At 45.3% G+C, this 23,440-nt stretch carries 24 protein-coding genes; 4 read left to right on the forward strand and 20 right to left on the reverse strand.

All coding sequences use genetic code 11. The annotated features are described in order from the left end of the window. Positions 1-38 precede the first annotated feature (38 nt). Positions 39-1,940 (forward strand): thioredoxin domain-containing protein, encoded by a 1,902-nt coding sequence (locus tag DBK98_RS01350; protein ID WP_032536204.1) that lies wholly within the window; start codon positions 39-41, stop codon positions 1,938-1,940. A gap of 90 nt (positions 1,941-2,030) precedes the next feature. Here DBK98_RS01350 and DBK98_RS01355 read toward each other — a convergent pair whose 3' ends face one another. From DBK98_RS01355 to mnmA, 8 genes are read right to left on the reverse strand one after another with little or no spacing between them, the layout of a single operon-like run. Further along, on the reverse strand, positions 2,031-3,137 hold the full coding sequence (locus DBK98_RS01355; RefSeq protein ID WP_005782459.1) for an Mrp/NBP35 family ATP-binding protein: 1,107 nt from the start codon (positions 3,135-3,137) through the stop codon (positions 2,031-2,033). A gap of 8 nt (positions 3,138-3,145) precedes the next feature. Continuing rightward, positions 3,146-3,904, reverse strand: coding sequence for a tRNA (guanosine(46)-N7)-methyltransferase TrmB (gene trmB / locus DBK98_RS01360; RefSeq protein ID WP_005782457.1), 759 nt, complete (start codon positions 3,902-3,904; stop codon positions 3,146-3,148). A gap of 9 nt (positions 3,905-3,913) precedes the next feature. Next, the gene (locus DBK98_RS01365) at positions 3,914-4,720 is read right to left on the reverse strand and encodes an MBL fold metallo-hydrolase (RefSeq protein ID WP_005811144.1); all 807 of its coding nucleotides are present in this window, start codon (positions 4,718-4,720) and stop codon (positions 3,914-3,916) included. 11 nt (positions 4,721-4,731) lie between these two features. Further along, positions 4,732-5,751, reverse strand: coding sequence for a branched-chain amino acid aminotransferase (locus DBK98_RS01370; RefSeq protein WP_005782453.1), 1,020 nt, complete (start codon positions 5,749-5,751; stop codon positions 4,732-4,734). A 45-nt stretch (positions 5,752-5,796) separates the two neighbouring features. Next, positions 5,797-6,009, reverse strand: coding sequence for an exodeoxyribonuclease VII small subunit (gene xseB, locus DBK98_RS01375; RefSeq protein ID WP_005782452.1), 213 nt, complete (start codon positions 6,007-6,009; stop codon positions 5,797-5,799). A gap of 8 nt (positions 6,010-6,017) precedes the next feature. After that, positions 6,018-7,262, reverse strand: coding sequence for an exodeoxyribonuclease VII large subunit (xseA, locus tag DBK98_RS01380; RefSeq protein WP_032536205.1), 1,245 nt, complete (start codon positions 7,260-7,262; stop codon positions 6,018-6,020). A gap of 3 nt (positions 7,263-7,265) precedes the next feature. Beyond that, positions 7,266-8,621 (reverse strand): S8 family serine peptidase, encoded by a 1,356-nt coding sequence (locus DBK98_RS01385; RefSeq protein WP_005811149.1) that lies wholly within the window; start codon positions 8,619-8,621, stop codon positions 7,266-7,268. A gap of 23 nt (positions 8,622-8,644) precedes the next feature. Further along, entirely contained in the window at positions 8,645-9,733 is a 1,089-nt protein-coding gene (mnmA, locus tag DBK98_RS01390; protein ID WP_032536232.1) for a tRNA 2-thiouridine(34) synthase MnmA, read from the reverse strand. A gap of 1,030 nt (positions 9,734-10,763) precedes the next feature. Here mnmA and DBK98_RS01395 point away from each other — a divergent pair. Next, on the forward strand, positions 10,764-11,624 hold the full coding sequence (locus tag DBK98_RS01395) for a hypothetical protein (protein ID WP_032536206.1): 861 nt from the start codon (positions 10,764-10,766) through the stop codon (positions 11,622-11,624). Here DBK98_RS01395 and DBK98_RS01400 read toward each other — a convergent pair. From DBK98_RS01400 to DBK98_RS01415, 4 genes are all read right to left on the reverse strand, one after another. Beyond that, complete coding sequence (locus tag DBK98_RS01400; RefSeq protein ID WP_175413959.1) at positions 11,621-12,586, reverse strand: metallophosphoesterase family protein; 966 nt, start codon at positions 12,584-12,586, stop codon at positions 11,621-11,623. The two genes, DBK98_RS01395 and DBK98_RS01400, sit on opposite strands and share 4 nt — an antisense overlap. Before the next feature lie 74 nt (positions 12,587-12,660). Then, complete coding sequence (gene ispF, locus DBK98_RS01405; protein ID WP_005782445.1) at positions 12,661-13,140, reverse strand: 2-C-methyl-D-erythritol 2,4-cyclodiphosphate synthase; 480 nt, start codon at positions 13,138-13,140, stop codon at positions 12,661-12,663. A 39-nt stretch (positions 13,141-13,179) separates the two neighbouring features. Next, positions 13,180-13,794 carry a fumarylacetoacetate hydrolase family protein gene (locus DBK98_RS01410; RefSeq protein ID WP_005821969.1) on the reverse strand — a complete coding sequence of 205 codons (615 nt, stop codon included), beginning with the start codon at positions 13,792-13,794 and terminating at the stop codon, positions 13,180-13,182. Between the two features lie 3 nt (positions 13,795-13,797). After that, entirely contained in the window at positions 13,798-14,460 is a 663-nt protein-coding gene (locus tag DBK98_RS01415; RefSeq protein ID WP_005811161.1) for a redox-sensing transcriptional repressor Rex, read from the reverse strand. 176 nt (positions 14,461-14,636) lie between these two features. On the opposite strand from DBK98_RS01415, the gene DBK98_RS01420 reads away from it, so the two are divergent. Beyond that, on the forward strand, positions 14,637-14,987 hold the full coding sequence (locus DBK98_RS01420) for a translation initiation factor (RefSeq protein ID WP_005782442.1): 351 nt from the start codon (positions 14,637-14,639) through the stop codon (positions 14,985-14,987). 136 nt (positions 14,988-15,123) lie between these two features. Here DBK98_RS01420 and tsf read toward each other — a convergent pair whose 3' ends face one another. From tsf to rplM, 4 genes are all read right to left on the reverse strand, one after another. Then, positions 15,124-16,116, reverse strand: coding sequence for a translation elongation factor Ts (tsf, locus tag DBK98_RS01425; protein ID WP_005811164.1), 993 nt, complete (start codon positions 16,114-16,116; stop codon positions 15,124-15,126). Positions 16,117-16,238: 122 nt separating this feature from the next. Further along, the gene (gene rpsB / locus DBK98_RS01430; RefSeq protein WP_005782438.1) at positions 16,239-17,075 is read right to left on the reverse strand and encodes a 30S ribosomal protein S2; all 837 of its coding nucleotides are present in this window, start codon (positions 17,073-17,075) and stop codon (positions 16,239-16,241) included. Between the two features lie 117 nt (positions 17,076-17,192). Next, positions 17,193-17,579, reverse strand: a complete 387-nt coding sequence (gene rpsI / locus DBK98_RS01435) for a 30S ribosomal protein S9 (RefSeq protein WP_005782436.1) — start codon at positions 17,577-17,579, stop codon at positions 17,193-17,195. Between the two features lie 6 nt (positions 17,580-17,585). Further along, positions 17,586-18,047 carry a 50S ribosomal protein L13 gene (gene rplM / locus DBK98_RS01440; protein WP_005782434.1) on the reverse strand — a complete coding sequence of 154 codons (462 nt, stop codon included), beginning with the start codon at positions 18,045-18,047 and terminating at the stop codon, positions 17,586-17,588. 18 nt (positions 18,048-18,065) lie between these two features. On the opposite strand from rplM, the gene DBK98_RS01445 reads away from it, so the two are divergent. After that, positions 18,066-18,302 carry a hypothetical protein gene (locus DBK98_RS01445; RefSeq protein WP_005811169.1) on the forward strand — a complete coding sequence of 79 codons (237 nt, stop codon included), beginning with the start codon at positions 18,066-18,068 and terminating at the stop codon, positions 18,300-18,302. An 82-nt stretch (positions 18,303-18,384) separates the two neighbouring features. Here DBK98_RS01445 and DBK98_RS01450 read toward each other — a convergent pair whose 3' ends face one another. From DBK98_RS01450 to purB, 4 genes are all read right to left on the reverse strand, one after another. Then, positions 18,385-18,873, reverse strand: coding sequence for a DUF4488 domain-containing protein (locus tag DBK98_RS01450; RefSeq protein WP_005782431.1), 489 nt, complete (start codon positions 18,871-18,873; stop codon positions 18,385-18,387). A gap of 157 nt (positions 18,874-19,030) precedes the next feature. Then, positions 19,031-20,434 carry an asparagine--tRNA ligase gene (asnS, locus tag DBK98_RS01455; RefSeq protein ID WP_005782430.1) on the reverse strand — a complete coding sequence of 468 codons (1,404 nt, stop codon included), beginning with the start codon at positions 20,432-20,434 and terminating at the stop codon, positions 19,031-19,033. Between the two features lie 107 nt (positions 20,435-20,541). Continuing rightward, a complete protein-coding gene (locus DBK98_RS01460; RefSeq protein WP_032536207.1) occupies positions 20,542-21,942 on the reverse strand; it encodes a pseudouridine synthase in 1,401 nt (466 codons plus the stop codon). 81 nt (positions 21,943-22,023) lie between these two features. Continuing rightward, on the reverse strand, positions 22,024-23,370 hold the full coding sequence (gene purB, locus DBK98_RS01465) for an adenylosuccinate lyase (RefSeq protein WP_032536233.1): 1,347 nt from the start codon (positions 23,368-23,370) through the stop codon (positions 22,024-22,026). Positions 23,371-23,440: the final 70 nt, after the last annotated feature.

Here is a 23,440-nt window from a genome sequence, read left to right on the forward strand (position 1 = left end):
CGTACTCCCAACCTGAAAATCACTTTAATAAAAATAGTATGAGAAAAATCACATTTATTGCCATTCTCTTGTTGTGCATCTGCAACCTTGCCAAAACCAAAGAAAAAGTCATAGAACAGCCGCCATTCATAGCTTGGAGCAGTACCTCGATTCAAATAGATAAAGTCGTCCTCAGCGACACGGCTACAGTACTTTATATCAAAGCATTCTATCAACCCAAACAATGGATCCGGATTTCCGGACAAAGTTTCCTGAAAGACAATAACGGGGAAACCTACGTTTTACGTTCGGGGATCGGTATTAAACCCGACACGGAATTCTGGATGCCCGAATCCGGTGAAGCGGAATTCCGTTTAGTTTTTCCGCCAATACCGCCTTCAGCCACTTCTATCGATTTCTCCGAAGGGGACAATGTTCAAGGGGCATTCAAGATATGGGGGATTCAACTTAAAGGTAAAGCTCTCCCCGAACTTTTGTTACCCCAAGAAGCCATTGTGCAGAAAGTAGACATAAACAATACATTGCCCGAACCGAAATTCGAATACAAAGAAGCCACTTTCAAAGGAAAGATTCTGGATTATCGCCCGGGGCTCATCTCCAAAATAGCACCGATTGTATTTGACCCGGTAAAAGGTGCCTACGAAGGAGCGGAAGTAAAAATAAACAATGACGGCACATTTGCCACTCAAATAAAAGTACCTGCCACTACTTCGGTCGCCCTCCGTATTTTCGGTAAAATGATTTCTTCCTACGTGGTACCGGGCGAAGAGAGCAGTATCATTATCAATACCCGCGAACTATGCCGGCAACAATCCAAGTTCCATAAGGACGACAAACCTTATGGCGAAGCTGTTTACTTTGGCGGCGCATTAGCCGGGCTGTCACAGGAATCTTTTAAATGTAACCTAAATCCTTCCGTTATGGATAATTACCGTCAACTATTCCGTGACATAGCAGGAATGGACGCCCAAGCCTATAAAGACTTTATTTATGGCAAACGGGCTACTATTCTTGAATCCATACAGAAAGCCTCAATCAGTCAAGCGCTCAAAACGGTATTAATCAATCAGGTAGACGCCGGTACTGCCCAGGCTATCTCTTTAACGGAAATGGCCATCAAGCAGGCTTATGCCATGGAGCATAAAATGAAAAACGAAGAAGTTAGGGAATACTTTAAAACGACTCAAATAAAACTGCCTGAAAACTATTACGCGGATGCTTTCAGACCACTTGGCTCTCTCAACACCATGGCATTACTTTACAATCCCCGGTTGACCGAACTGGTTCCGTATTACCTGCGTCATTGGAGAGATGAACTGGTTAAAGCATGGGGAACCGACAAAGGGGTTTATTTCGATATTAATAAAGCAAACGAACTCTATTCATCTATCAAAGACTTTACCCCCCTGACCGCCGAACAGGAAGTCCTGCTTGCCACTCTTCCATCCGCTTGCCAAAATGAACTGCGGGAGGGCAATGAACAACTTCTGAAAACCATTGAAGCCAATAAAAAGAAAACCGGATATACTATTCATGAAGTAGGGGAAGTCAGTGATGAAAACCTGTTTACATCCATTATCTCTAAATTCCGGGGTAAAGTAATCCTGGCCGATTTCTGGGCAACCTGGTGTGGCCCGTGTCGCATGGCCAATAAAGCAATGCTGCCGCTAAAGGAAGAGTTGAAAGGAAAGGATATCGTTTACCTTTACATTACCGGCGAAACTTCACCCCTGAAAACATGGGAGAACATGATTCCGGATATCCATGGTGAGCATTTCCGTTTAACGGATGCCCAATGGAGTTTCTTAGGTGATAAATTCGACATAAGAGGCGTACCCACCTATCTCATCATCGATCGGGAAGGAAATGTCAAACACCAAAAGACAGGATTCCCGGGTGTAGCCCAAATAAAAGAGGAATTGATGAAAGTATATGATTAACCCTCCGGACAACAAACAATAAACAAAGAACGATCGGCTCCTGCCTATGGGACAAGGAACCGATCGTTCATCATTTAAAAGCGCTTATCGTTACTTATGTAACTCTACAATCTTTGTGGGAGCCATTTCCACATTCCGTTTGTCCACCTGTCGTACTACACTGGCAGCCAACGAAAGAAATGCACGGCCGGTAACCGTATTCTCATCCAAAGCAACAGGGGTACCGTTATCGCCGCCCTCGCAGATACTCTGTACAATCGGAATCTGTCCCAACAACGGAACATTCATCTCTTCAGCCAGCTTCTTGGCACCTTCTTTCCCGAAAAGATAATACTTGTTCTCCGGAAGTTCTGCCGGAGTGAACCAAGCCATATTTTCCACCAGACCAAGAATAGGAACATTCACCTTATCATTAGTGAACATGTTGATCCCTTTACGTGCATCGGCCAAAGCCACAGCCTGCGGAGTACTAACAACAACGGCACCGGTCAAGGCCAATGTCTGAACTACGGTCAGGTGAATGTCACTTGTTCCCGGTGGCAGATCGATCAGGAAATAGTCCAGATCTCCCCAGGCAGCATCTCCGATCAACTGCTTCAGCGCATTGCTCGCCATCCCCCCACGCCATAAAGTAGCTTGGTCAGGATCGACAAAGAAACCGATAGAAAGTAATTTTACACCATACTTCTCAACAGGAATAATCATATCGCGTCCGTCTATTTTTTCAGCGTACGGACGGGCATCTTCTACCTGAAACATTTTCGGCATGGAAGGACCGAAAACGTCGGCATCCAGTAAACCGACTTTATAACCCAACTTAGCCAACGCTACAGCCAGATTGGCCGACACGGTAGATTTGCCCACCCCTCCTTTACCGGAAGAGATACCTATGATATTCTTTACCCGGGGTAACAATTTACCGACTTCGGGACGTGCAGCCTGTACTGTTTTCACACTGATATTTCCTGCTATCTCCACGTCTTTGCTCACATGGGTAAGAATAGCTGTTTCAGCAGCCTTTATCACCGACTTCATAAACGGATCGGTCGGTTTTTCAAAAATCAGGGAGAATGAAACCTTCATTCCCTCTATACGAATGTTATCCTCCACCATACCGGCCTCCACAAGATTCTTTCCGGTTCCGGGATAACGCACTGTAGCCAGTGCATCGAGTATCAATTTAGGATAGATTGTCATAGTTTGTATTATTTAGATGTCTGCAATCCGCTCCGCTTGCTACGGTTATAGCTCCGGTACGAATCGAGTTCAATTTCAATATCCGGTTCTCTCAATTCTCCTTCCTGCGGTAACAGGAATTTGATGTATTTAATGCTTAAACCACGATCGAGCCATTGTTGTTCATAATAGGTCTTGATGCCCAGAATGTCATCAACGAGATCGGAGTGATAAAGATCTTCGGTGATAAACTCCACCGGCAGTTTGTTCTCCTCAATCATATATTTGGTATAGGTGAACATAAAGTTACTGTCTGTCTTCAGATGGATAATACCGTTGGACACCAAAAACTTACGATAACGTTCCATAAAATAGGTAGAAGTCAGGCGTTTGGTCGCTTTCTTCATTTGCGGATCAGAGAAAGTCAGCCAGATCTCACTCACTTCGCCTTCCGCAAAAAAACGGTCGATGATCTCAATGTTGGTACGCAGAAAAGCAACATTCTTCATGCCTGCCTGAAGAGATTCGGTGGCTCCCGTCCACATGCGGGCTCCCTTAATGTCTACCGCAATAAAATTCTTATCAGGGAACATCCGTCCCAGTCCGACGGTATATTCGCCGCGCCCGCAACCCAACTCAAGTACAATCGGGTTATCGTTCTTAAAAAACTCTTTGTGCCATTTTCCCTTCATGTCAAAAGGCACATTGTCCACTGCCGAGTAAGGATACTCAAAAACATGCGGATAACTTGCCATATCGGCAAACTTCTCTAATTTATTTTTTCCCATTCAAAAAAGTTAAATCGTTTCTACCCAGCCGGTATAGTTATAAAACACCCGGTCGTTAAATTGCTGGCGGAACAACGCATATTTGTCAATGCCCGTACAATGGCAGACTCCCAGACGTTTGGGAAGCTTCATGCCCAGAAAAGCGGAAATCACATTGAACTTTTCTATGCCTGCGTTATGGATATGAAAGCCTCCCATCACCAGTTTCAGTCCCAATCCCGGAAATGCAGTCTGCACGGCACGAATAATATTGGTAATCCCCCGGTGCGAACAGGCACTCAGCACTGAAAGGGATTTTTCACTCTTCAATATCAATGCCAGTTCATCTTCAAAGGTATCGGGACGCATCTCGCCTCCTATCTCCACGAAGAAATGCTCAAAGTGCGTGTCGTTCCTGTCTACTATCCTGACATCCGCAAACGCAAATACACCCGGTACAATCTCCGTAGTTTCGTCGATCAGCCAAAAGCGGGACTTATCCAATGCTTCGGGATGCAACATTCCGTTTTCACGTTCATTCTTGAACTTCCTGCGGAACACTTCTTGTTTACATACCACCTTTGCCCTGCTGTTCATTTTCAGGAAAGTATGCAATCCACCTGTATGGTCACGATGTCCGTGGGACAGTATTACAAATTCCACATCGGTCAGATCGACTCCCATCAAACGGGCATTCCGGATAAACAAATCCGAAGCACCGGTATCAAACAGCACCTTGTGTTCCCCCGCTTCAACAAGCAGGGAAAGCCCATGCTCTCCCTGTAATCCCTTACCGTAAACACTGTTTTCTGCGAGGGTTGTTATTTTGTAGTTCATTTATCGAACGTTTATTCTACAATGGTCACCCATCCGTGAGTGTCGGGCTCGTCACCGTACTGGATACCACGCAGCTTGTTGTAGAGTTTCTCACAAACAGGACCCGGCTTTCCGTCTTTCGAAATTACGTATGATTTACCATTCTCAAGGTCATCGATACGTTCGATCGGACTGATGACAGCAGCAGTACCGCAAGCTCCTGCTTCTTCGAAAGTGCTCAGTTCTTCTTCCGGTACAGGACGCCGCTCTACTTTCATGCCCATATCTTCTGCCAACTGCATCAGGCTCTTATTGGTGATGGAAGGAAGGATAGAAGTAGACTTCGGTGTAATGTATGTATTGTCTTTAATACCAAAGAAGTTGGCTGCTCCGCATTCATCAATGTATTTCTTTTCTTTGGCATCCAGGTAGAACTCACAGGAGTAGCCCAGATCGTGCGCTTTTTTGTTGGCACGCAGGCTGGCTGCATAGTTACCACCAACTTTGTAGATACCGGTTCCGTGAGGAGCGGCACGGTCGTACTCGCGGATAATGACATAAGGATTGGTAGAAAAACCACCTTTGAAATAAGGGCCTACCGGTGTGACAAACACGACAAACATGTATTCATCTGCCGGATGAACCCCTACCTGGGCACTGGTTCCGATAAGCAACGGGCGAATGTACAAGGACGCCCCACTCTCATAAGGCGGGATGAAGCGTTCGTTTAATTTCACTACTTTCAGAATAGCTTCCTTAAAACGTTCGGTCGGCAATTCTGCCATCATGATGCCCTGACAGGTGGATTGCAGACGTGCGGCATTCTCTTCCAGACGGAAAATACGTACCTTACCGTCTTTACCACGGAAAGCTTTCAAGCCCTCGAAAGCCTCCTGGCCATAGTGAAGACAAGTGGCAGCCATATGCAGATTCAGCACTTCGCTGCTGCTTATCTCAAGTTCGCCCCATTTGCCGTTACGGAAATTGATTCTCACATTGTAATCTGTCTTCATATAGCCGAATGACAGATTGGCCCAGTCTATCTCTTTCATATCGTTAGTTATTAGTTATTTTCGATTGAGCAACAAAAATAACCTTTATTCTTCAGATAGCCTCCTTTCTTGCAGTAATTTTTCAATTTCCCGATCCGCCTTTGTCAGCTTTCCGGCGCAGAAAGCTATTATTTCATTGGCTTCTTTTATTTTTTCACTCAGTTCGTCAATCTCCAGTTCGTTACTGTCAATCTGGCGAACGATCTTTTCCAGACGTTCCATGGCCTGTGAATAGGTTTCTTTTTTCTTTGCTGGCATATTTATCATTATAAAGGAATACTTTCTACTTTCGATTTCACTTCACCTTCGTAAAGACGGGTAATCAACTCGTCTCCCGGTCGCAGACAGGCAGCATTTTTCACCGCCTTCCCCTCTTTCAGCGTTATGCTGTATCCCCGTTTCAGTAGTTTTTGTGGTGAAGCATCCGCAATGCGGTTTTGTAAAAGTTCCAACCGATGATGCTGACGGGCCAATAAGGTCTCAGCAGCATGAGAGAGGTTGCTCTTTGCCATTTGCAACTTTATCCGCGATTCCGAAAGCTTGCGCATCACTTGTGAAGGAATGCGCGACTGTAACAGTGAAAGTCTCTTTCGCTCTTGCTCCAGACGGTGATAGATGCGGGCATGCAATTCTCCGGCCAACTCTTCAAGCCGATCCGCGGCCTCTTCCATCCGGTTGATTAACAATTCGGCCGCAGCTGTCGGAGTTTTCACCCGGGTATGTGCTACGGAATCGAGCACGGTATCGTCCCGTTCGTGCCCGATTCCCGTTATAACAGGCAGCGGAAATTGGGCACAGGCAGCGGCCAGCAGGTAGGTGTCGAATCCGGAAAGGTCGGAAGTTGCCCCTCCTCCACGAATAATGACAACTACGTCGAACTCTTCCATCCGGGCATTTACTGCATCGAGAGCGGCCAATACGGACTCTTCCACCTGATTGCCCTGCATCAGAGCGGGGAAAAGTTCCGTATTGAAGTAAAATCCACGGGAGTTGTGCTGCAATTGATGGCAGAAGTCACTATACCCCGCAGCCGTAGCCGAAGAGATGACCGCAATGCGTTGCGGCAGCAAAGGCATTTCCAGTTCTTTGTTCAGCGTCAACACTCCTTCTTCTGCAAGTTGCCTGAGTATTTCCCGGCGCCGGCGTGCCATATCCCCCAATGTATAGGTAGGATCGATGTCCTGCACAGTCAGACTGTAACCGTACAATTCATGGAAAGCAACGGTCACTTTAACCAGCACCTTAATGCCGGAAGTAAACGACTGCCCGGTGGCTTCTTCGAAATAGGGCTTCAGCAGCCGGTAGATATTGGCCCAGATCGTTCCCCTCGCTTTGGCTATCAGATTATTGCTGCGGGGATCTTTCTGGACAAACTCCAGATAGCAATGTCCCGTACTGTTTGTACGGACATCGCTCAACTCCGCCTGTACCCAGTATTCATCGGGCAGGCACTGTTCCAGGCTCCGCCGGACCAAAGCATTCAGTTCGTGAAGAGAAAGGGTGTCTTGCATACTTTATTTTTTCTTAGAAGCAGATTGATAGGCCTTCCACAGATCGGGCACTCCGTATCCATAGATGTTATCGGGGAAATCCACCCGGTCGCCGGATTGACGCACCAGTTCGATGATTTCCTTAGCAGTCAGTTGCGGACAAGCTTGCCACAGGCAAGCCACCATGCCGCACAGGATCGGTGAAGCAAACGAAGTGCCGCTCGCTTTGCGCAAATTACCGTTTGTCCCCATCACATCCGAGTTCAGTCCCACGGCAACCACATCGGGTTTCACGCGATTATCGGCTGTGTTGCCGATAGAAGAAAACGAAGCCAACACACCTCTACGGTCGATAGCACCTACCGTCAGCACATTCTCCGCATCACCCGGTGCCGTGATCTTCTTCCAGGAGGAGGCGCCCGAGTTACCGGCACTGCATACCAGTACGATTCCTTTATCTGCCATTTTCGACGCCTGGCGGGACATCAGTGCATGGTGTCCGTCCAGGTCACGATATTTATAGTTCTTGGTAGAATCATCGAAAGTGAAATATCCCAGCGAAGTATTCACCACATCCACTCCCACACTATCGGCAAACTCTACGGCCGCCGCCCAATAGTCTTGCTCTACCAGATGTTCGGACGCTTCATCTTCACTGCGAAGCAGCCAGTAGGAAGCTTCGGGAGCCGTACCCACCATCACGTAAGGTTCGTTCATTGCCATGCAAGACAAAACGGCCATCCCATGCGAGCCTTTGGCATAGATATCGCTTCCCGGTTCGACAAAGTCCTTTGTACCCAGGATGCGGATATTCTTCATCGCATCAATCTTGTCTACGTTATGGTATCCGGCATCGATCACAGCGATGGTCATGCCTTGCCCCTTGAATCCGGCTTCATGCAGTTTCTCGCCATTGCTGGTCTCTATTTGCCGGAAAGCGGGACCATAATAGGCTTCGCTCCTGGCCGGACTGTTCACCAGAGAGTCGCGTTTATCTTCCGCAGCAGGTTTCGACGGGGCAACCCACACCTTCTCCGTAGCGCGCACAAAAGGCAGCGCAGCTATTTCGCTTATCACAGTACTGTCGTTGCAAGATACGGTGACGAAATTATCCCATTTTCCGGTGACTACGATCTTCACTCCCTTGTCGCGAATGGCATCCACATACTGACGGCATACGGGCAAATCGGTCGAATCGATGGGCAGCTGTTGACGTTGGCGGCGGGCAATCGCCTTTTCTGACAGAAACTTCTCGGGATGCTTCAGTGAGTAGGTTGTGGCAGCCTTATCTTTCAGGCTGATGCGATACTTCAACGTATCCTGTTGTGCCGATGCCTCCAAGGCTACGAAGGCTAAGGCAATAAGTGCTAATTTTTTCATTTCGTATTTTTATTTTTCCGTTTTTATTCCCAGTTTTTGTTTTGTTCTATCACCAATCCGATGCCGCGTTGCGAAGCGATAAATGCTCCACCTATCACTCGCCGTCCGTCATAGAACACGGCCGACTGTCCCGGAGCAATCGCCGAGGCTTCTGCAAGAAAACGAACCAAAAGGCGTCCGTCTTCAAGCCTTTTCACCCGGCAAGGAATCGGACGGCTACGGTAACGGATACGTACTGCGAGTTCCGGGCACGAAAACAGTTCGTCCTCATCCACAATATTATCTTGTTCCGCCACCATATATCCGGCTTTCAACTGTTCGGCATCCCCCAGCATTACAGTGTTCTTCTGCGGATTAATTTTCAAGACATAAGCCGGTTTGCCCAGTGCGATCTCGAGTCCTTTACGCTGGCCGATGGTATAATAAGGAAAACCCCTATGTTGCCCCAGCTTCACGCCTTCGGAACTGACAAACCATCCCGGACCGATCTCCGCATCAAGTTCCGGGCACTGTTCACGAAGAAAGTCCCGATAATCACCTTTAATGAAGCAGACTTCCATGCTTTCCCCCTCTTTCGACTTGGCTTCGTAACCTTTCTCACGCAGATAGTCGCGCACAGTCTGCTTGGTGTAGTTGCCCAAAGGAAAGATACAGCGTCGCAGGACGTCCTGCCCCAATCGCCAGAGGAAATAGGACTGGTCTTTCTTTTCATCATCACCGGCAACAATATAGATGTACCCGTTCCGTTCTTCCAACCGGGAGTAATGTCCGGTGGCTATCCAATCACAGCCCAGTTTGTCAGCCCATTCTATCAACATGCGGAACTTAAATAACGGATTGCACATCACGCAAGGGTTCGGCGTACGTCCCTGCCGGTACTCGTCTATAAAGTTTTTGACAATAGTATCTTTAAAAGGAACACGTTCGTCGGCCACATAATGTTCTATCCCCATACGTACTGCCAACTCTCTGGCGTCCTGCGGCTCATCGCCCCAGACACGCATGGTGACACCTACTATCTCGTATCCCTGCTCTTGCAGCATCAGGCAAGTGGCGGTACTGTCTATTCCCCCGCTCATGCCGACAAGAACACGTTTATTGAATTCTTTCATATTCATTCTCTTTTTACGAAGAATGCAAATGTACGAGATTCCCGGCAGAATACAATCAATTGGACAAGTTAGTATACAAACTTTAAAACTAAAGGATGTATGATCAATGCAATACCATGAGGGTGTGTCGAAACTTCTTTCACCACGGAGTAACACAGAGTATCACAGAGTCTTTTTATTGATAATCAACAACCTAAAATCGTCTCTGTGTTACTCTGTGTACTCTGTGGTGAGTTTTGACACAGTCCCCTTTTGTCTGTTTGTCAAATTGATAACAGAACCTCTCCACGTTTCAGTTTTTCGAAGCTCCGGCAAGGTTCATGGAGAAAAACGGCTTATTTCCGGTTAGGAGATTATCCTTTTGGCAGGGAATCAGGAAAGAGATAAGCCCTGAGACAGAAAAAGAAATAAAACCGGAACATAAGGACAGTGTAACAAGAGATACAGGTTCTTTTTATTACTTCAGTAAGCTCTCTTTTCCACTGACAACCAGAGAAGATTCAAACACTTCGGAGGCCAGATTCCGGCACAATAGGAGTTATTAGGAAAAACATATAGAGATATTTGGAAAACATATAAGCATTTTCGGAAAATGTAACCGTCTTTTGGAAGAAATGCTTCCTTCTTTTCCGGAAAACCAACCGTCTTTTACCCCCAAACCCCGGCTCTAATCTTTCAAAACCCCGGCTTTCCGTCATCAAAAGCACCGTTCTTCCGCCCCGTCCCCTCCAGTTTGCAGTTCCGGAAGGAAAGGGCTGTTAGCAAAAACAGCATTATCATTACTTTTTGCACACAAAACAGGATGAGATATATCAAAATCACAATTTCATTTAATCAGCGCAGACAATGGTCTTCTTCTCCGTCATTTCCATCTGTCACTGCCGGGAAGCTCCAAAATGTTATTACATCGTCTTCACTCTTTCCGCAATAATAAAAGAGATACAAGAAATACGAAGAATAAAAAAAACAGCTAAAACCATTTGCTTTCTTCAAAAAGAATCTGTATATTTGAGTAATAAGAAACTCAGATATGGCAAACCCAAAACTACCGGGAATACCCGAAGCTGAACAAGCTCTGTTGTATGCCAAACTGAATGAATACAACCGGGGCCGCATGTCCTACAAAGAGGCAGGAGCCTACTTTGTGGTTCTGCCGAGACCGGGACATCCCACCTATTCGGTTTGGGTTTACTCTCCCTCACTTGAAAAGAACAGACTTCTGTTTATCCACGAGCTTTCCGCCGACATCAACGAATCATTACGGATGGCAAGTACGCTGTTTTTCTTCTCCAGACGCTGTCTGCTGATCGTGGAATACAATGAAAAAAGAATGCAAAACAATGGAGACGACATTATATCGTTCGGCAGATATCACGGACATTATTTACACGAAATCCTGAAAATCGATCCGGCTTACCTGAGTTGGATAGCCTACAAATACACTCCTAAAATCCCGAAACAGGAGCGTTTTGTTGCAATCGCACAAGTATACCACTCGGTGCATCTGGACATCATGCAACGAAAAGCACGCCAAAAACGCGAAGCCAGCCGCTTTCTGGGTAACGAAGGGGAAAAGTTAGAGAGTCTGAATCTCAAAGTAGTGAAGGTACGGCTTGAAGACGATCCATATAAAACAAGGGTCGTGGGAAGCGCCGTTCAGTTCTTTGTACGGCAGATAGTGACACTGACCGACCCATCGGGAAATCTGGTGATCATGAAGATTTCCTCAAAGACACCCAGTCCTGTATCTTGTCAGCTCCCGGCCCTGGAACATGAGTTCCGTCCGGGTGAAATAGTCCACATCGCCTCGGCAAGGGTAGCGCGCACTTACGAAAGTTACGGCTCAAAGTATACACGTTTGAGCCATGTGAAGTTTCGTCAGGTAAGTTAACGCTTTGTCCAGTCGTCTTTTACATAACTGGACGGATAGGAAGTAGAGTCTACTATCCCGCCTTTCTGACGAATCCAGGTATCAAACGTACGGCTACCTTCGTTCAACACAATAATGCGCGCACCATTAGGCAAATGATTGTACTCTGTATTACCACCGGTAAAACGACCGTAGGCCAAAAGGATGTTCTTCCACATCACAGCATAATCGTTATCGTGATCATGTCCTACGAAAACACCCATCACATCGCCCGCCTCTTTCATGGCAGCAAACATACCGGTATTCAATTTCGGTGCGCAGGCTTTCTCCATACGGGTACCACGAAGAATGGCATTTTCATTGGCAGCAGCTTCATTATACTCCGGAAGGGGAATATGGAAAAAGGCCAGTGCCGGATAAGGTTTGCCACCGTTCTGCGCTGTATAAGCGGCGCTTTGATCACGATACCACGAGATCTGACCGAAAGTCAGCCATGCATATCCGTCTACATCCTTGAGTGAAGAGTAAGAATGTGAGTCCATACAATAGAGCAATGCGGCATCCTTTACGGCATCGGCAGAGGATTTCACTGTCAGTACATAGTCGGGCGAAGGAGAAGCGCCACGATCGGGCAACAAATTGCCGGGTACACCACGAATCAGGTCATAGAGTTCGGCACGGGTCTTTCCCTGTTCATTATCATGGTTGCCAAAAGTAACAACGAATGGAAGCTTACGACGTTCCACTTGTTCAAGTACCTGGAGCATACCTTTATCGGCAGGAGAAGAATAAACAACATCACCGGTGAAAATTACGAGATCGGGATGTTCGGCATCCAACACTTCCCCTATACGCTCAAGGGCTATATCTGAGGCCGGGTTGCCATACTTAAAATGTACATCGGTAAACTGGACGATTTTAAATTTACCGTCTTTATTGAATCGTAAGACGGAACTTTGGGCAACACCATCATTTATTGCCATGAAAGAAAACAAAACGGCCAATAAGGTCCCAAGAATCTTTTTCATACTATATTACGTTTAGGAGTTGAATTTAATCACACGCGATTGATCAGCACGGTTGCATAAGCGGAGATGCCTTCTTCCCGCCCGGTAAAACCGAGCTTCTCGGTAGTAGTGGCTTTAATCGAGATATCATCCGCATCAATGCCCATCACTTCGGCAAGCACCTGCTGCATAGAAGGGATATGGGCTTTTAGTTTAGGACGCTCCGCACAGATCGTTGCGTCGATATTACCTATTTGGTACCCCTTGGTGGCGATCAGTTCCACTGTTTTCTTCAATAAAATCTTGCTGTCTATATTCTTATACTCACCGGCATTGTCGGGGAAGTGATAGCCGATATCGCGCATATTGGCAGCACCCAGCAAAGCATCGCAAATAGCATGTACCAGTACATCGGCATCCGAGTGTCCTAACAACCCTTTTTCATGTTCCAAAAGAATGCCCCCCAACCAAAGTTCACGCCCTTCTACCAGTTGGTGGACGTCGAAACCAAAACCTACTTTTATTTTCATAAGAGTTATTTTTATAGATGAATAAAGGAATTCCCGGATTTACCGGATATAGAAATCGAGCAACTTCTCTGCTTCAAGATACCCCTCCAAGTGCTGGCCGATACTGACCGGACCCACTCCCACAGGAGTCCCGGTAAAGAGCAGATCGCCGATTTTCAGGGTCACAAAACGACTGACATAAGCAATAATATCATCTATCTTAAACAGCATATCAGCCGTATACCCCTGCTGCACGGTGTTTCCGTCTATATCCAGATGAAAACGGAGATTCTGCACATCGGCAAAGCGTTCTACCGGTACAAATGTACCAATCGCAGCGGAACTATCAAAACCTTTGCACAACTCCCAAGGATTGCCGGCTGCACGGAACTGACGCTGCAAATCCCTCGCAGTGAAGTCGATACCGACCGTTAGTGCATCGTAGTAACGATGAGCGAAGCGCGGAGCAATATTCTTCCCCAAGCGGTTGATACGTACCACCAGCTCGGTTTCATAATGCACTTCATTTGAGAAATCGGGAATAAAGAAAGGCTTCCCGTCTTTGAGGATAGCCGAATCGGGTTTCATAAAGATTACCGGCTCTTTATTCTCCAACGTATGTCCCAACTCTTCGTTGTGCCGGGCATAATTCATTCCAACAGCTATAATCTTCATGATCTATTCTGTTTCATTAAAGTTCAAACGGTTAAACATGACAGCAAGATGGGCATAAAGTGACGTATTCTGCACCACAATATCTTCCGGGACGCGAATACGGAAGGGAGTAAAATTCCAGACGGCTTTAATACCACCGGCTACCATCGTATCCGTAATGCATTGGGCAATCTCGATGGGCACAGTCAGCACACCGATGTGTACACCATACTCTTTCATCTTCTCCAGAAAATCATCGGAATGGAAAATCGGAATGCCATTAAGCGTAGTACCTACCAATGTCGGGTTCACATCAAAAGCTGCCACAATCTCCAGACCGAAATGGCTAAGACCGGAGTCACGTAGCAACGCTCCTCCCAGACTACCCACACCGAAAAGGAAAGCCTTGTGCATATTCGTAAAGCCAAGAAAATCTTCCAGAACAGCAATCAGCGCATCTACCTCATAACCCACACGAGTACGGCCGGAAATATTAACATACGACAAATCTTTCGCAATCTGTGAAGCATCGATGTTTATTTCTTTAGATATCTGAGTGGAAGAGACATAGCGTTCGCCTTTCTGCTTCAGCAACTTTACATTCGAAAGATACCAAGGCAACCTACGTAAAGTAGGCTCCGGGACCTTTGTACTGTCTTTATGCTGTATCTGATTATTCATAGTCACTTCATTCTGCTTTTACATTAGCGATTGACAAAATTACACTATTTTTTCCGAAATGCCATAAGGATGTCATAGAAGCTTAACATAATTTCTACATACAAAAACGCCCGGGGACACTTAAGAGTTTGCAAGGTTCGGAACAATATATTATTTTTGAGCTTAATTAATAGACTGGAAAAATGAAGAACAGCGATTGGAAAGACCGGCTGAACGTGGTTTACTCCACTAACCCGGATTATAATTACGAAATGGATGATGACGAAGAGCAAGTAACCCTGGAACCGCCACAACAGAACTTACGGGTACAGTTGGACCGGAAGAACCGGGGCGGTAAAGTCGTAACCCTGATTACCGGCTTTGTCGGCACCGAGAACGATCTGAAAGATTTGGGAAAACTCCTCAAGACGAAATGCGGAGTAGGCGGATCGGCCAAAGACGGAGAGATGATCATACAGGGAGACTTCAAACAAAAAATAGTAGAACTACTGAAGAAAGAAGGGTATACGAAAACAAAAGCAGTAGGAGGATAAATCCATTCACTTTATGCACAAAAGCACTGTCCCGGATTCTGTATAAACAGAGAACCGCAACATTATGGACAGCCACAAAAAAACGGCCGCTACAGAGTTTCTGTGCGGCCGTTTCTATATACTTGATTCCTTGAGATTATTCAGCTCTCAAAGTGAAACGTTTGAAGTCAACGACTTTCAATTCAGGATCAGCTTCTTTCAACACTTCTCTCACTGTCTTCTTGGCATCCATGATATCTTCCTGGTTCAGCAAGCAAACTTCCTTTAAGAACTTGCCCAAACGTCCTTTAGCAATGTTCTGAATCATTTGTTCAGGCATATTTGCAGCCTTTTCAGCAGAAACAGTAGCAATGATTTCTTTTGCCTTCGCAACATCTTCGGCTGTAATCCAGCCTTTAGCCATATTGCTTTCCATGTGGTCTTCGCTGTCCACATGAGCCGGATTGATATTGGCTTTCTTCAAAGCAGCTTCTACAGCCTTCTGTACCTGTTCAACTTTTGTCTTCTCAATGGCAACTTCGATTTCCTTCTGCTTCACTTCTTCAGAAACACCATCCTCGTCAACTGCAATCGGATTCATAGCGGCAACCTGCATAGCCACTTGCTTAGCCAGCTGTTCGTCAACATTCTTATTGAAAGCAACCATAGTGCAAAGGCCGTTTCTGTTCATATGGTTGTAAGCAGAAATTGTAGCACCTTCCAAAACCATGTAGCCATCCAGTTCCATCTTTTCACCGGTAATACCGCTTCTGTCCGTTACAGCCTGAGCAACAGTAGCGTCACCCATCGGAAGAGCCAAAACTTCTTCCAGAGTTTTGCACTTGTTAGCTACAGCAGCGTCCAGAATATCCTGAGTAAGTTTCACGAAATCAGCATTCTGAGCAACGAAGTCGGTTTCGCACTTCAAAGCGATGATAGCACCAAAGCCATTTTCAACTTTTACCAGAACACAACCTTCAGAAGCTTCACGGTCAGAACGTTTTGCAGCAACTGCCTGTCCTTTTTCGCGAATAATCTTCATTGCTTTGTCGAAATCGCCCTCAGCTTCAGTCAACGCGTTCTTGCAGTCCATCATACCAGCACCGGTCATTTTACGGAGCTTGGTTATATCAGCCATTGTTACAGCCATAATATCTTTTATATTTTAAAATGAATAATCGTTTGAATAAACAAAATGTGCCAATCTGCCAATCAAAATGCCAACACCCTTACAGGTGCACCGGCACATTAGCAAATTGGCACATTATTATATTAAGCCTCTTCGTCTTCCTTCAGGAAAGCAGCAGCTTTAGCTGCATTAATTGCTTCTTCGTCAGATTTATCGAGTCTTGCCTTAGCTGATTTCTTCTTGCCTTTGTTAGCAGGGGCTTCACCGGCAGCTTCCATATCGATCTTCTCAGCTTTTCTTTCTTCCAGACCTTCGATCATTGCAGCGCAGCAAGCATCGAGAATAACTTCTACTGATTTAGTAGCGTCATCATTTGCCGGAATAACGAAGTCGATGTTTGTAGGATCTGAGTTAGTATCAACGATACCAAATACAGGGATACCCAAACGGTTAGCTTCGCGAACAGCGATATTTTCTTTCATTACGTCGATAACGAACAGCGCAGACGGCAGACGAGTCAGGTCAGCGATAGAACCCAAAGTCTTGTCCAACTTAGCACGCTGACGAGAAATCTGAAGAACTTCTCTCTTAGACAAATTTGAGTAAGTACCATCAGCTGTCAGCTTGTCGATTGTAGTCATCTTCTTCACTGCCTTACGGATAGTAGGGAAGTTAGTCAACATACCACCCGGCCAACGTTCGATAACATAAGGCATGTTTACAGATGCAGCTTTTTCAGCAACCACCTGTTTAGCTTGTTTTTTAGTAGCAACAAAAAGGACTTTCTTGCCTGATTTTGCAATCTGTTTCAAAGCTTCTGCGGCTTCGTCAACTTTTGCAACAGTTTTGTGGAGGTCAATGATATGGATACCATTGCGTTCCATGAAAATATAAGGAGCCATTGCAGGGTTCCACTTTCTTTTAAGGTGTCCGAAGTGGCAACCGGCTTCCAGTAATGTATCAAAATTTGTTCTTGACATCTTGTTTTTTCTTTAAATCGTTTACTTTCTTTTTTGTTTTTTCTAAACCAACCGCCGGGTAGCCTGTTTAAGAGTCCCGGTAGTTTAGATACTAAACATATTCCGTCAGACAGCCCATTAACGCTTGCTGAACTGGAATCTTCTACGAGCTTTCGGCTGACCCGGTTTCTTACGTTCAACAGAACGCGGATCACGTGTCATGAAGCCTTCCGAACGAAGAGCTGACTTATCTTCAGCGTTGATCTTAACCAGCGCACGGGCAATAGCTAAACGCAAAGCCTGAGACTGACCAGTGAAACCACCACCACACAGATTAACCTTAATGTCATACTTCTCAGCAACACCAAGTTTGTTCAATGGTTGTTTAACAACATACTGAAGAATAGTTGATGGAAAGTACTCTGCAAGGTCTCTCTTGTTAATAGTAATCTTTCCTGTACCTTCGCTTACGAATACGCGTGCAATCGCACGTTTACGTCTGCCTAATGCATTTACTACTTCCATTATATCTTATTTAAGTGAGTTTATATCAATTGCTTTCGGGTTCTGAGCGTCGTGCTTGTGTTCGCTACCAGCGTATACATACATATTGCTCAGCAACTTAGCTCCCAATCTGTTTTTAGGAAGCATGCCCTTCACTACTTTTCTCAGTAATCTGTCTTCACCGTTAGGTTTGGCAATCAAACGAGCAGGAGTCATTTCTCTCTGACCACCGGGATAGCCAGTGTAAGACAAATAAACTCTGTCATTCCATTTATTACCACTTAATTTTACTTTGTCTGCATTGATGATAATAACGTTATCACCGCAGTCTACATGAGGAGTAAAGTTTGGTTTATACTTTCCTCTCAACAGTTTCGCAACTTTTGCTCCCAGACGACCTAATGTTTGGTCTGTAGCATCAACGATAACCCATTCTTTGGTTACAGTTGCCTTGTTTGCAGAAATGGTCTTGTAACTTAAAGTATCCACTCTTAATTTGTTTTTTAAATGTTACTACTAAAAATTTTCTTCACCACTTATCAACCTTCCCCGGACAAAGGAAGATTAACTTGCTATGAATTAATCTCTTATCCTTTTGAGATAATAATCGGCTTGCAAAAGTACGGCTTTTCTTTGAATTGGCAAACTATTTCTGCCTTTTTTTGGATTTATCCGATTGATAACGAGCACCAAGCTATCGACTATGAACAGCAGCCGGCAGACAAAAAAAGAGACTGCAAGTAACAATTCACCACTCAATCAACGCCACAAGGCATAATCGGCAGCTTGCTACCTGCAGTCCGTAAATCCGTTGTTATAATCTGAATTATCTTACAATATCATCCGGGAATTTATCAGGCATCTCAATGCGTTTCCAGGTTTCATTATACCAGCAGTTCAATTCATTGCCATTCAGGTCCTTCTCTATAAAGTATTTAAGATGCAAGATTTTATCATCGATAAGTTCAAAAGTAAGAACGTTATCCTGATTATCGAGCATCGGCAAATGAATATTCTTTTCAATACTTTCAGCATAAGTATGGTCTGACAACTGTTCATAGTTGCCATAGCCGGTTATAATAGCATCCGATCCCGGACGAATCGTAAAGTTCACAATTCTTCCATCATCACTCAGCACTTTGAAAGTGTTACTCGGTTTAAGCACTCCCGGAGCATCCGGACTCTCTGAAACATAATGGCACAATTGCCAGATTCCTTTCAGATTAGCAGGTTTAAAGTTACCCTTTTGTGCCATCACATTCGTTACCGCAAACAGCATTGCCGCCAGCATGGTAAAAAAATAAAGTTTTTTCATATCTGTACGATTTTAGTTAACACTTTAATTCGTCTGTCTGTCACAAATATAAAGATTTCTTTTATAAAATAAGCAATCTTAAGACATAAAAAAACTCGCATAATCAAAAGAATATGCGAGTTTCTTATCATTTGTATGAATATTCAGGTATGATTCATCAAAAATCGGCATTACGCGGAGTACGCGGGAATGGAATTACATCACGGATATTAGACATCCCGGTTACAAAGAGCAATAAGCGCTCAAATCCCAGTCCGAATCCGGAGTGCGGACAAGTACCGAACTTACGGGTATCCAGATACCACCACATATCCTTCATCGGAATATGCATCTCTTCGATACGTGTCATCAACTTATTGTAATCCGACTCACGCTCCGAACCACCGATAATCTCCCCGATCTTCGGGAAAAGCACATCCATGGCGCGTACAGTTTTGCCGTCTTCATTCTGTTTCATATAGAATGCCTTTATTTCCTTTGGATAGTCGGTCAAGATCACCGGACGTTTAAAGTGGTCTTCCACCAGATAACGTTCATGTTCAGAAGCCAGGTCAACTCCCCAATAAACCGGGAACTCAAACTTATGTCCTTTGGCAACAGCTTCTTCCAGGATCTTGATACCTTCCGTATATGGCAAACGCACAAAGTCTTCTTTCAGTACACCTTCCAGACGTTCTATCAGCCCCTTGTCGAACATGTCGTTCAGGAACTTCACATCGTCGGCACAGTTATCCAAAGCCCACTTCACACAATATTTAATGAACTCTTCAGCTAAATCCATATTCTCCTGAATTTCATTGAAAGCCACTTCCGGTTCGATCATCCAGAACTCGGCCAAATGGCGCGGAGTGTTAGAATTTTCTGCACGGAAAGTAGGACCGAACGTATAGATAGCTCCGAGAGCAGTGGCAGCCAATTCGCCTTCAAGCTGACCGGAAACAGTCAAGCTGGCCTGTTTGCCAAAGAAGTCGTCATCGTATATGATAGAGCCGTTCTCATCTTTTTTCAGGTCATACAAGTTCATGGTAGTCACTTGGAACATCTGTCCTGCACCTTCACAGTCAGATCCCGTAATGATGGGGGTATGAAAATAGAAGAATCCCTTTTCATGAAAGAATTTATGGATGGCAATAGCCATATTATGACGAATACGGAATACTGCTCCAAAAGTATTGGTACGTGGACGCAAATGAGCAATCTCACGCAAGAACTCCATTGAGTGACCTTTCTTCTGTAGCGGATATGTATTGTCACAAGCACCCAGCACTTCAATCTCACGAGCTTGCACTTCAGCCTTCTGACCGGAACCTACCGACTCCGTCAATACACCGTTCACGCTCAGACAAGCGCCGGTAGTGATTTGCTTCAGCATCTCTTCATTAAAGTTTGCCAGATCGACTACGACCTGCACATTATTTATTGTAGAACCGTCATTCAGTGCGATAAAGTTAACTTGTTTGCTACCTCTGCGGGTGCGAACCCATCCTTTCACATTGACCATAGCGCCAAAATCTTCACGCTTTATCAGGTCGACAATTTTTGTTCTACTAATCTTTTCCATAAAACTATTTTATATACATTATTATATATAGTAGTCAGAAGCCAGTAGCTGGAGAACAACAAACACCAGACTATCGGCTTCCGACTACCATCTTTTAAATTCCTTTATTATTCAAAAGATCCCATCCGGAGGAAGTTTACTTCCTGTTCCGTAAGGTAACGCCACTCACCGCGACGCAATCCTTTCTTAGTCAGTCCGGCAAAGAATACACGGTCGAGTTTCACCACCTTGTAGCCTAATGATTCAAATATACGGCGTACAATACGGTTCTTTCCCGAGTGGATCTCGATACCCACCTGATCGCGTTTCACTTCATCGGAATAGCTGATAGCATCTGCATGAATCTCGCCGTCTTCCAACTGGATACCGGCTGCAATCTGATCCATATCCGCCTTTGTCAGGTTCTTGTCCAGATATACATGATAAATCTTCTTCTTCAAGTATTTCGGATGTGTCAACTTCGATGCCAAATCACCGTCATTGGTCAGCAGCAATACACCTGTTGTGTTACGGTCCAGACGTCCTACCGGGTAAATACGTTCAGCACAAGCTCCTTTCACCAGATCCATAACAGTCAGACGAGCCTGAGGATCATCCGAAGTAGTCACACAATCTTTCGGTTTGTTCAGCAACACGTACACTTTGCGTTCAATACTGACTGTTTCGTCATGGAACTTCACCACATCGGCACGTTTGATCTTTGTACCCAATTCTGTAACAACCTCACCATTAACAGAAACCACACCTGCTGTGATAAATTCATCTGCTTCACGACGAGAGCAAACTCCCGCATTGGCCAAGAATTTATTCAGACGAATCGGCTCATTCGGATCAACAAACTGTTCTTTGTATTCAATCTGTTTCTTCTTACTGTATTTAGCATTCGGATCGTAATCTCCCGTACGGCGCACCGGACGTGAGAACCCTTGCGATCTGTTATCGCTATTGAATCTCGGGCGATAGGGACGGTCACCGCCTTCACGGTTGTATGAAGGACGTTGGGGACGGTCGCCATAAGAACGCTGCGGACGGTCGCCACCTTCGCTGTTAAAGCGCGGGCGGTAAGGACGGTCGCCACCTTCACGGTTGTATGAAGGACGTTGCGGACGGTCGCCATAAGAACGCTGCGGACGGTCACCACCTTCGCTGTTAAAGCGCGGGCGATAAGGACGGTCGCCACCTTCACGGTTGTATGAAGGACGTTGCGGACGGTCGCCATAAGAACGCTGCGGACGATCACCACCTTCGCTGTTAAAGCGCGGGCGGTAAGGACGGTCGCCACCTTCACGGTTATATGAAGGACGTTGAGGGCGGTCGCCATAAGAACGCTGCGGACGATCTTCACTATTACTATTAAATCTCGGACGATAAGGACGGTCGCCACCTTCACGATTGTATGAAGGACGATTGTATCCACCTTCTCTGTTATAACTTCTGTTACCATCACGGCCGGCGTCTGTATTCTCGCTCTTGGAGTCTTCGCGCCATTCTTCGTTTTCTGTGCTCATTTTCTTATTCGAATAAAAATTAAACTTTTGGCCTCACGGCCTGATTTCAAACACTTATATTATATATAACAATAATCACCCTTAAATTCCCGTATACGAATGGGGAGTGATTACTCTTAATTCTTTTTTTATTTCTTCACTGACATCCAGTCCTTCGATAAACTCCTTGATCGAAGCTTCTGTAATAGCCTGATTGGTACGAGTCAATGCCTTCAGGGCTTCGTACGGATGCGGGTAAGCCTCACGACGAAGAATAGTCTGAATAGCCTCAGCCACTACACTCCAACAGTTATCGAGGTCACGGCAGATTGCGGTCTCGTTCAGCAACAGCTTGCGCAATCCCTTCAACGAACTCTGGATAGCGATCACAATATGTCCGAACGGAGTACCTACATTACGCAATACGGTAGAATCCGTCAAGTCACGCTGCAAACGTGATACGGGAAGTTTCACTGCGAGGTGTTCCAGAATAGCATTAGCCATACCCAAGTTACCCTCCGCATTTTCAAAGTCAATCGGATTCACCTTATGCGGCATTGCGCTCGATCCTACCTCTCCGGCCTTGATTTTCTGCTTGAAATATTCCATTGAGATATACTGCCAGAAGTCACGGTTCATATCAATCATTACCGTATTAATACGTTTCATGGCATCGAAGATAGCCGACAGGTTATCATAATTTGAAATCTGTGTTGTATATTCTTCGCGTTCCAATCCCAGTTTCTCTGCAACAAAGCGATTTCCGAATGCTTTCCAATCATATTCGGGATAAGCCACATGGTGTGCATTATAATTTCCGGTTGCACCACCGAACTTAGCTGTTACAGGACATGCCTTCAGAGTTGCCAACTGGCGTTCCAATCGGTAAACAAAAACCATGACTTCTTTACCCAAGCGTGTCGGAGATGCCGGCTGACCGTGAGTTTTGGCAAGCATCGGAATAGTTTCCCATTCGGCAGCATATGTCTTCAACTGAGCAATCAGTTCCTCAATCAGCGGATAATAAACCTGCTCCAACGCCTCTTTGATAGAGAGAGGAATTGAAGTATTGTTAATATCCTGCGAGGTCAGTCCGAAATGGATAAATTCCTTGTATTTGTCCAACCCGCCTAACTTATCAAACTCTTCTTTCAGGAAATACTCTACGGCCTTTACATCGTGATTAGTCACACTTTCAATCTCTTTAATGCGCTGTGCATCGGCTTCCGTAAAATTACGATAGATATTGCGTAATGACTCGAACACACTCTTATCAATTCCTTTCAGTTGCGGCAACGGAAGTTCACACAAAGTAATAAAATACTCTACTTCTACCTGCACGCGGTATTTAATCAACGCATATTCGGAAAAATATGCCGCTAAAGCTTCAGCCTTGCCTCTATATCGGCCGTCAATCGGAGATATGGCCGTAAGTAAATCAAGTTTCATATTGTCGTTTAGATAATTATCAGGTTGCAAAATTAACTCTTTTTCCTGAGTTATAAGGCATAAGGAGTGA

Source organism: Bacteroides sp. PHL 2737, assembly GCF_004115325.2.
GTDB lineage: Bacteria > Bacteroidota > Bacteroidia > Bacteroidales > Bacteroidaceae > Bacteroides > Bacteroides hominis.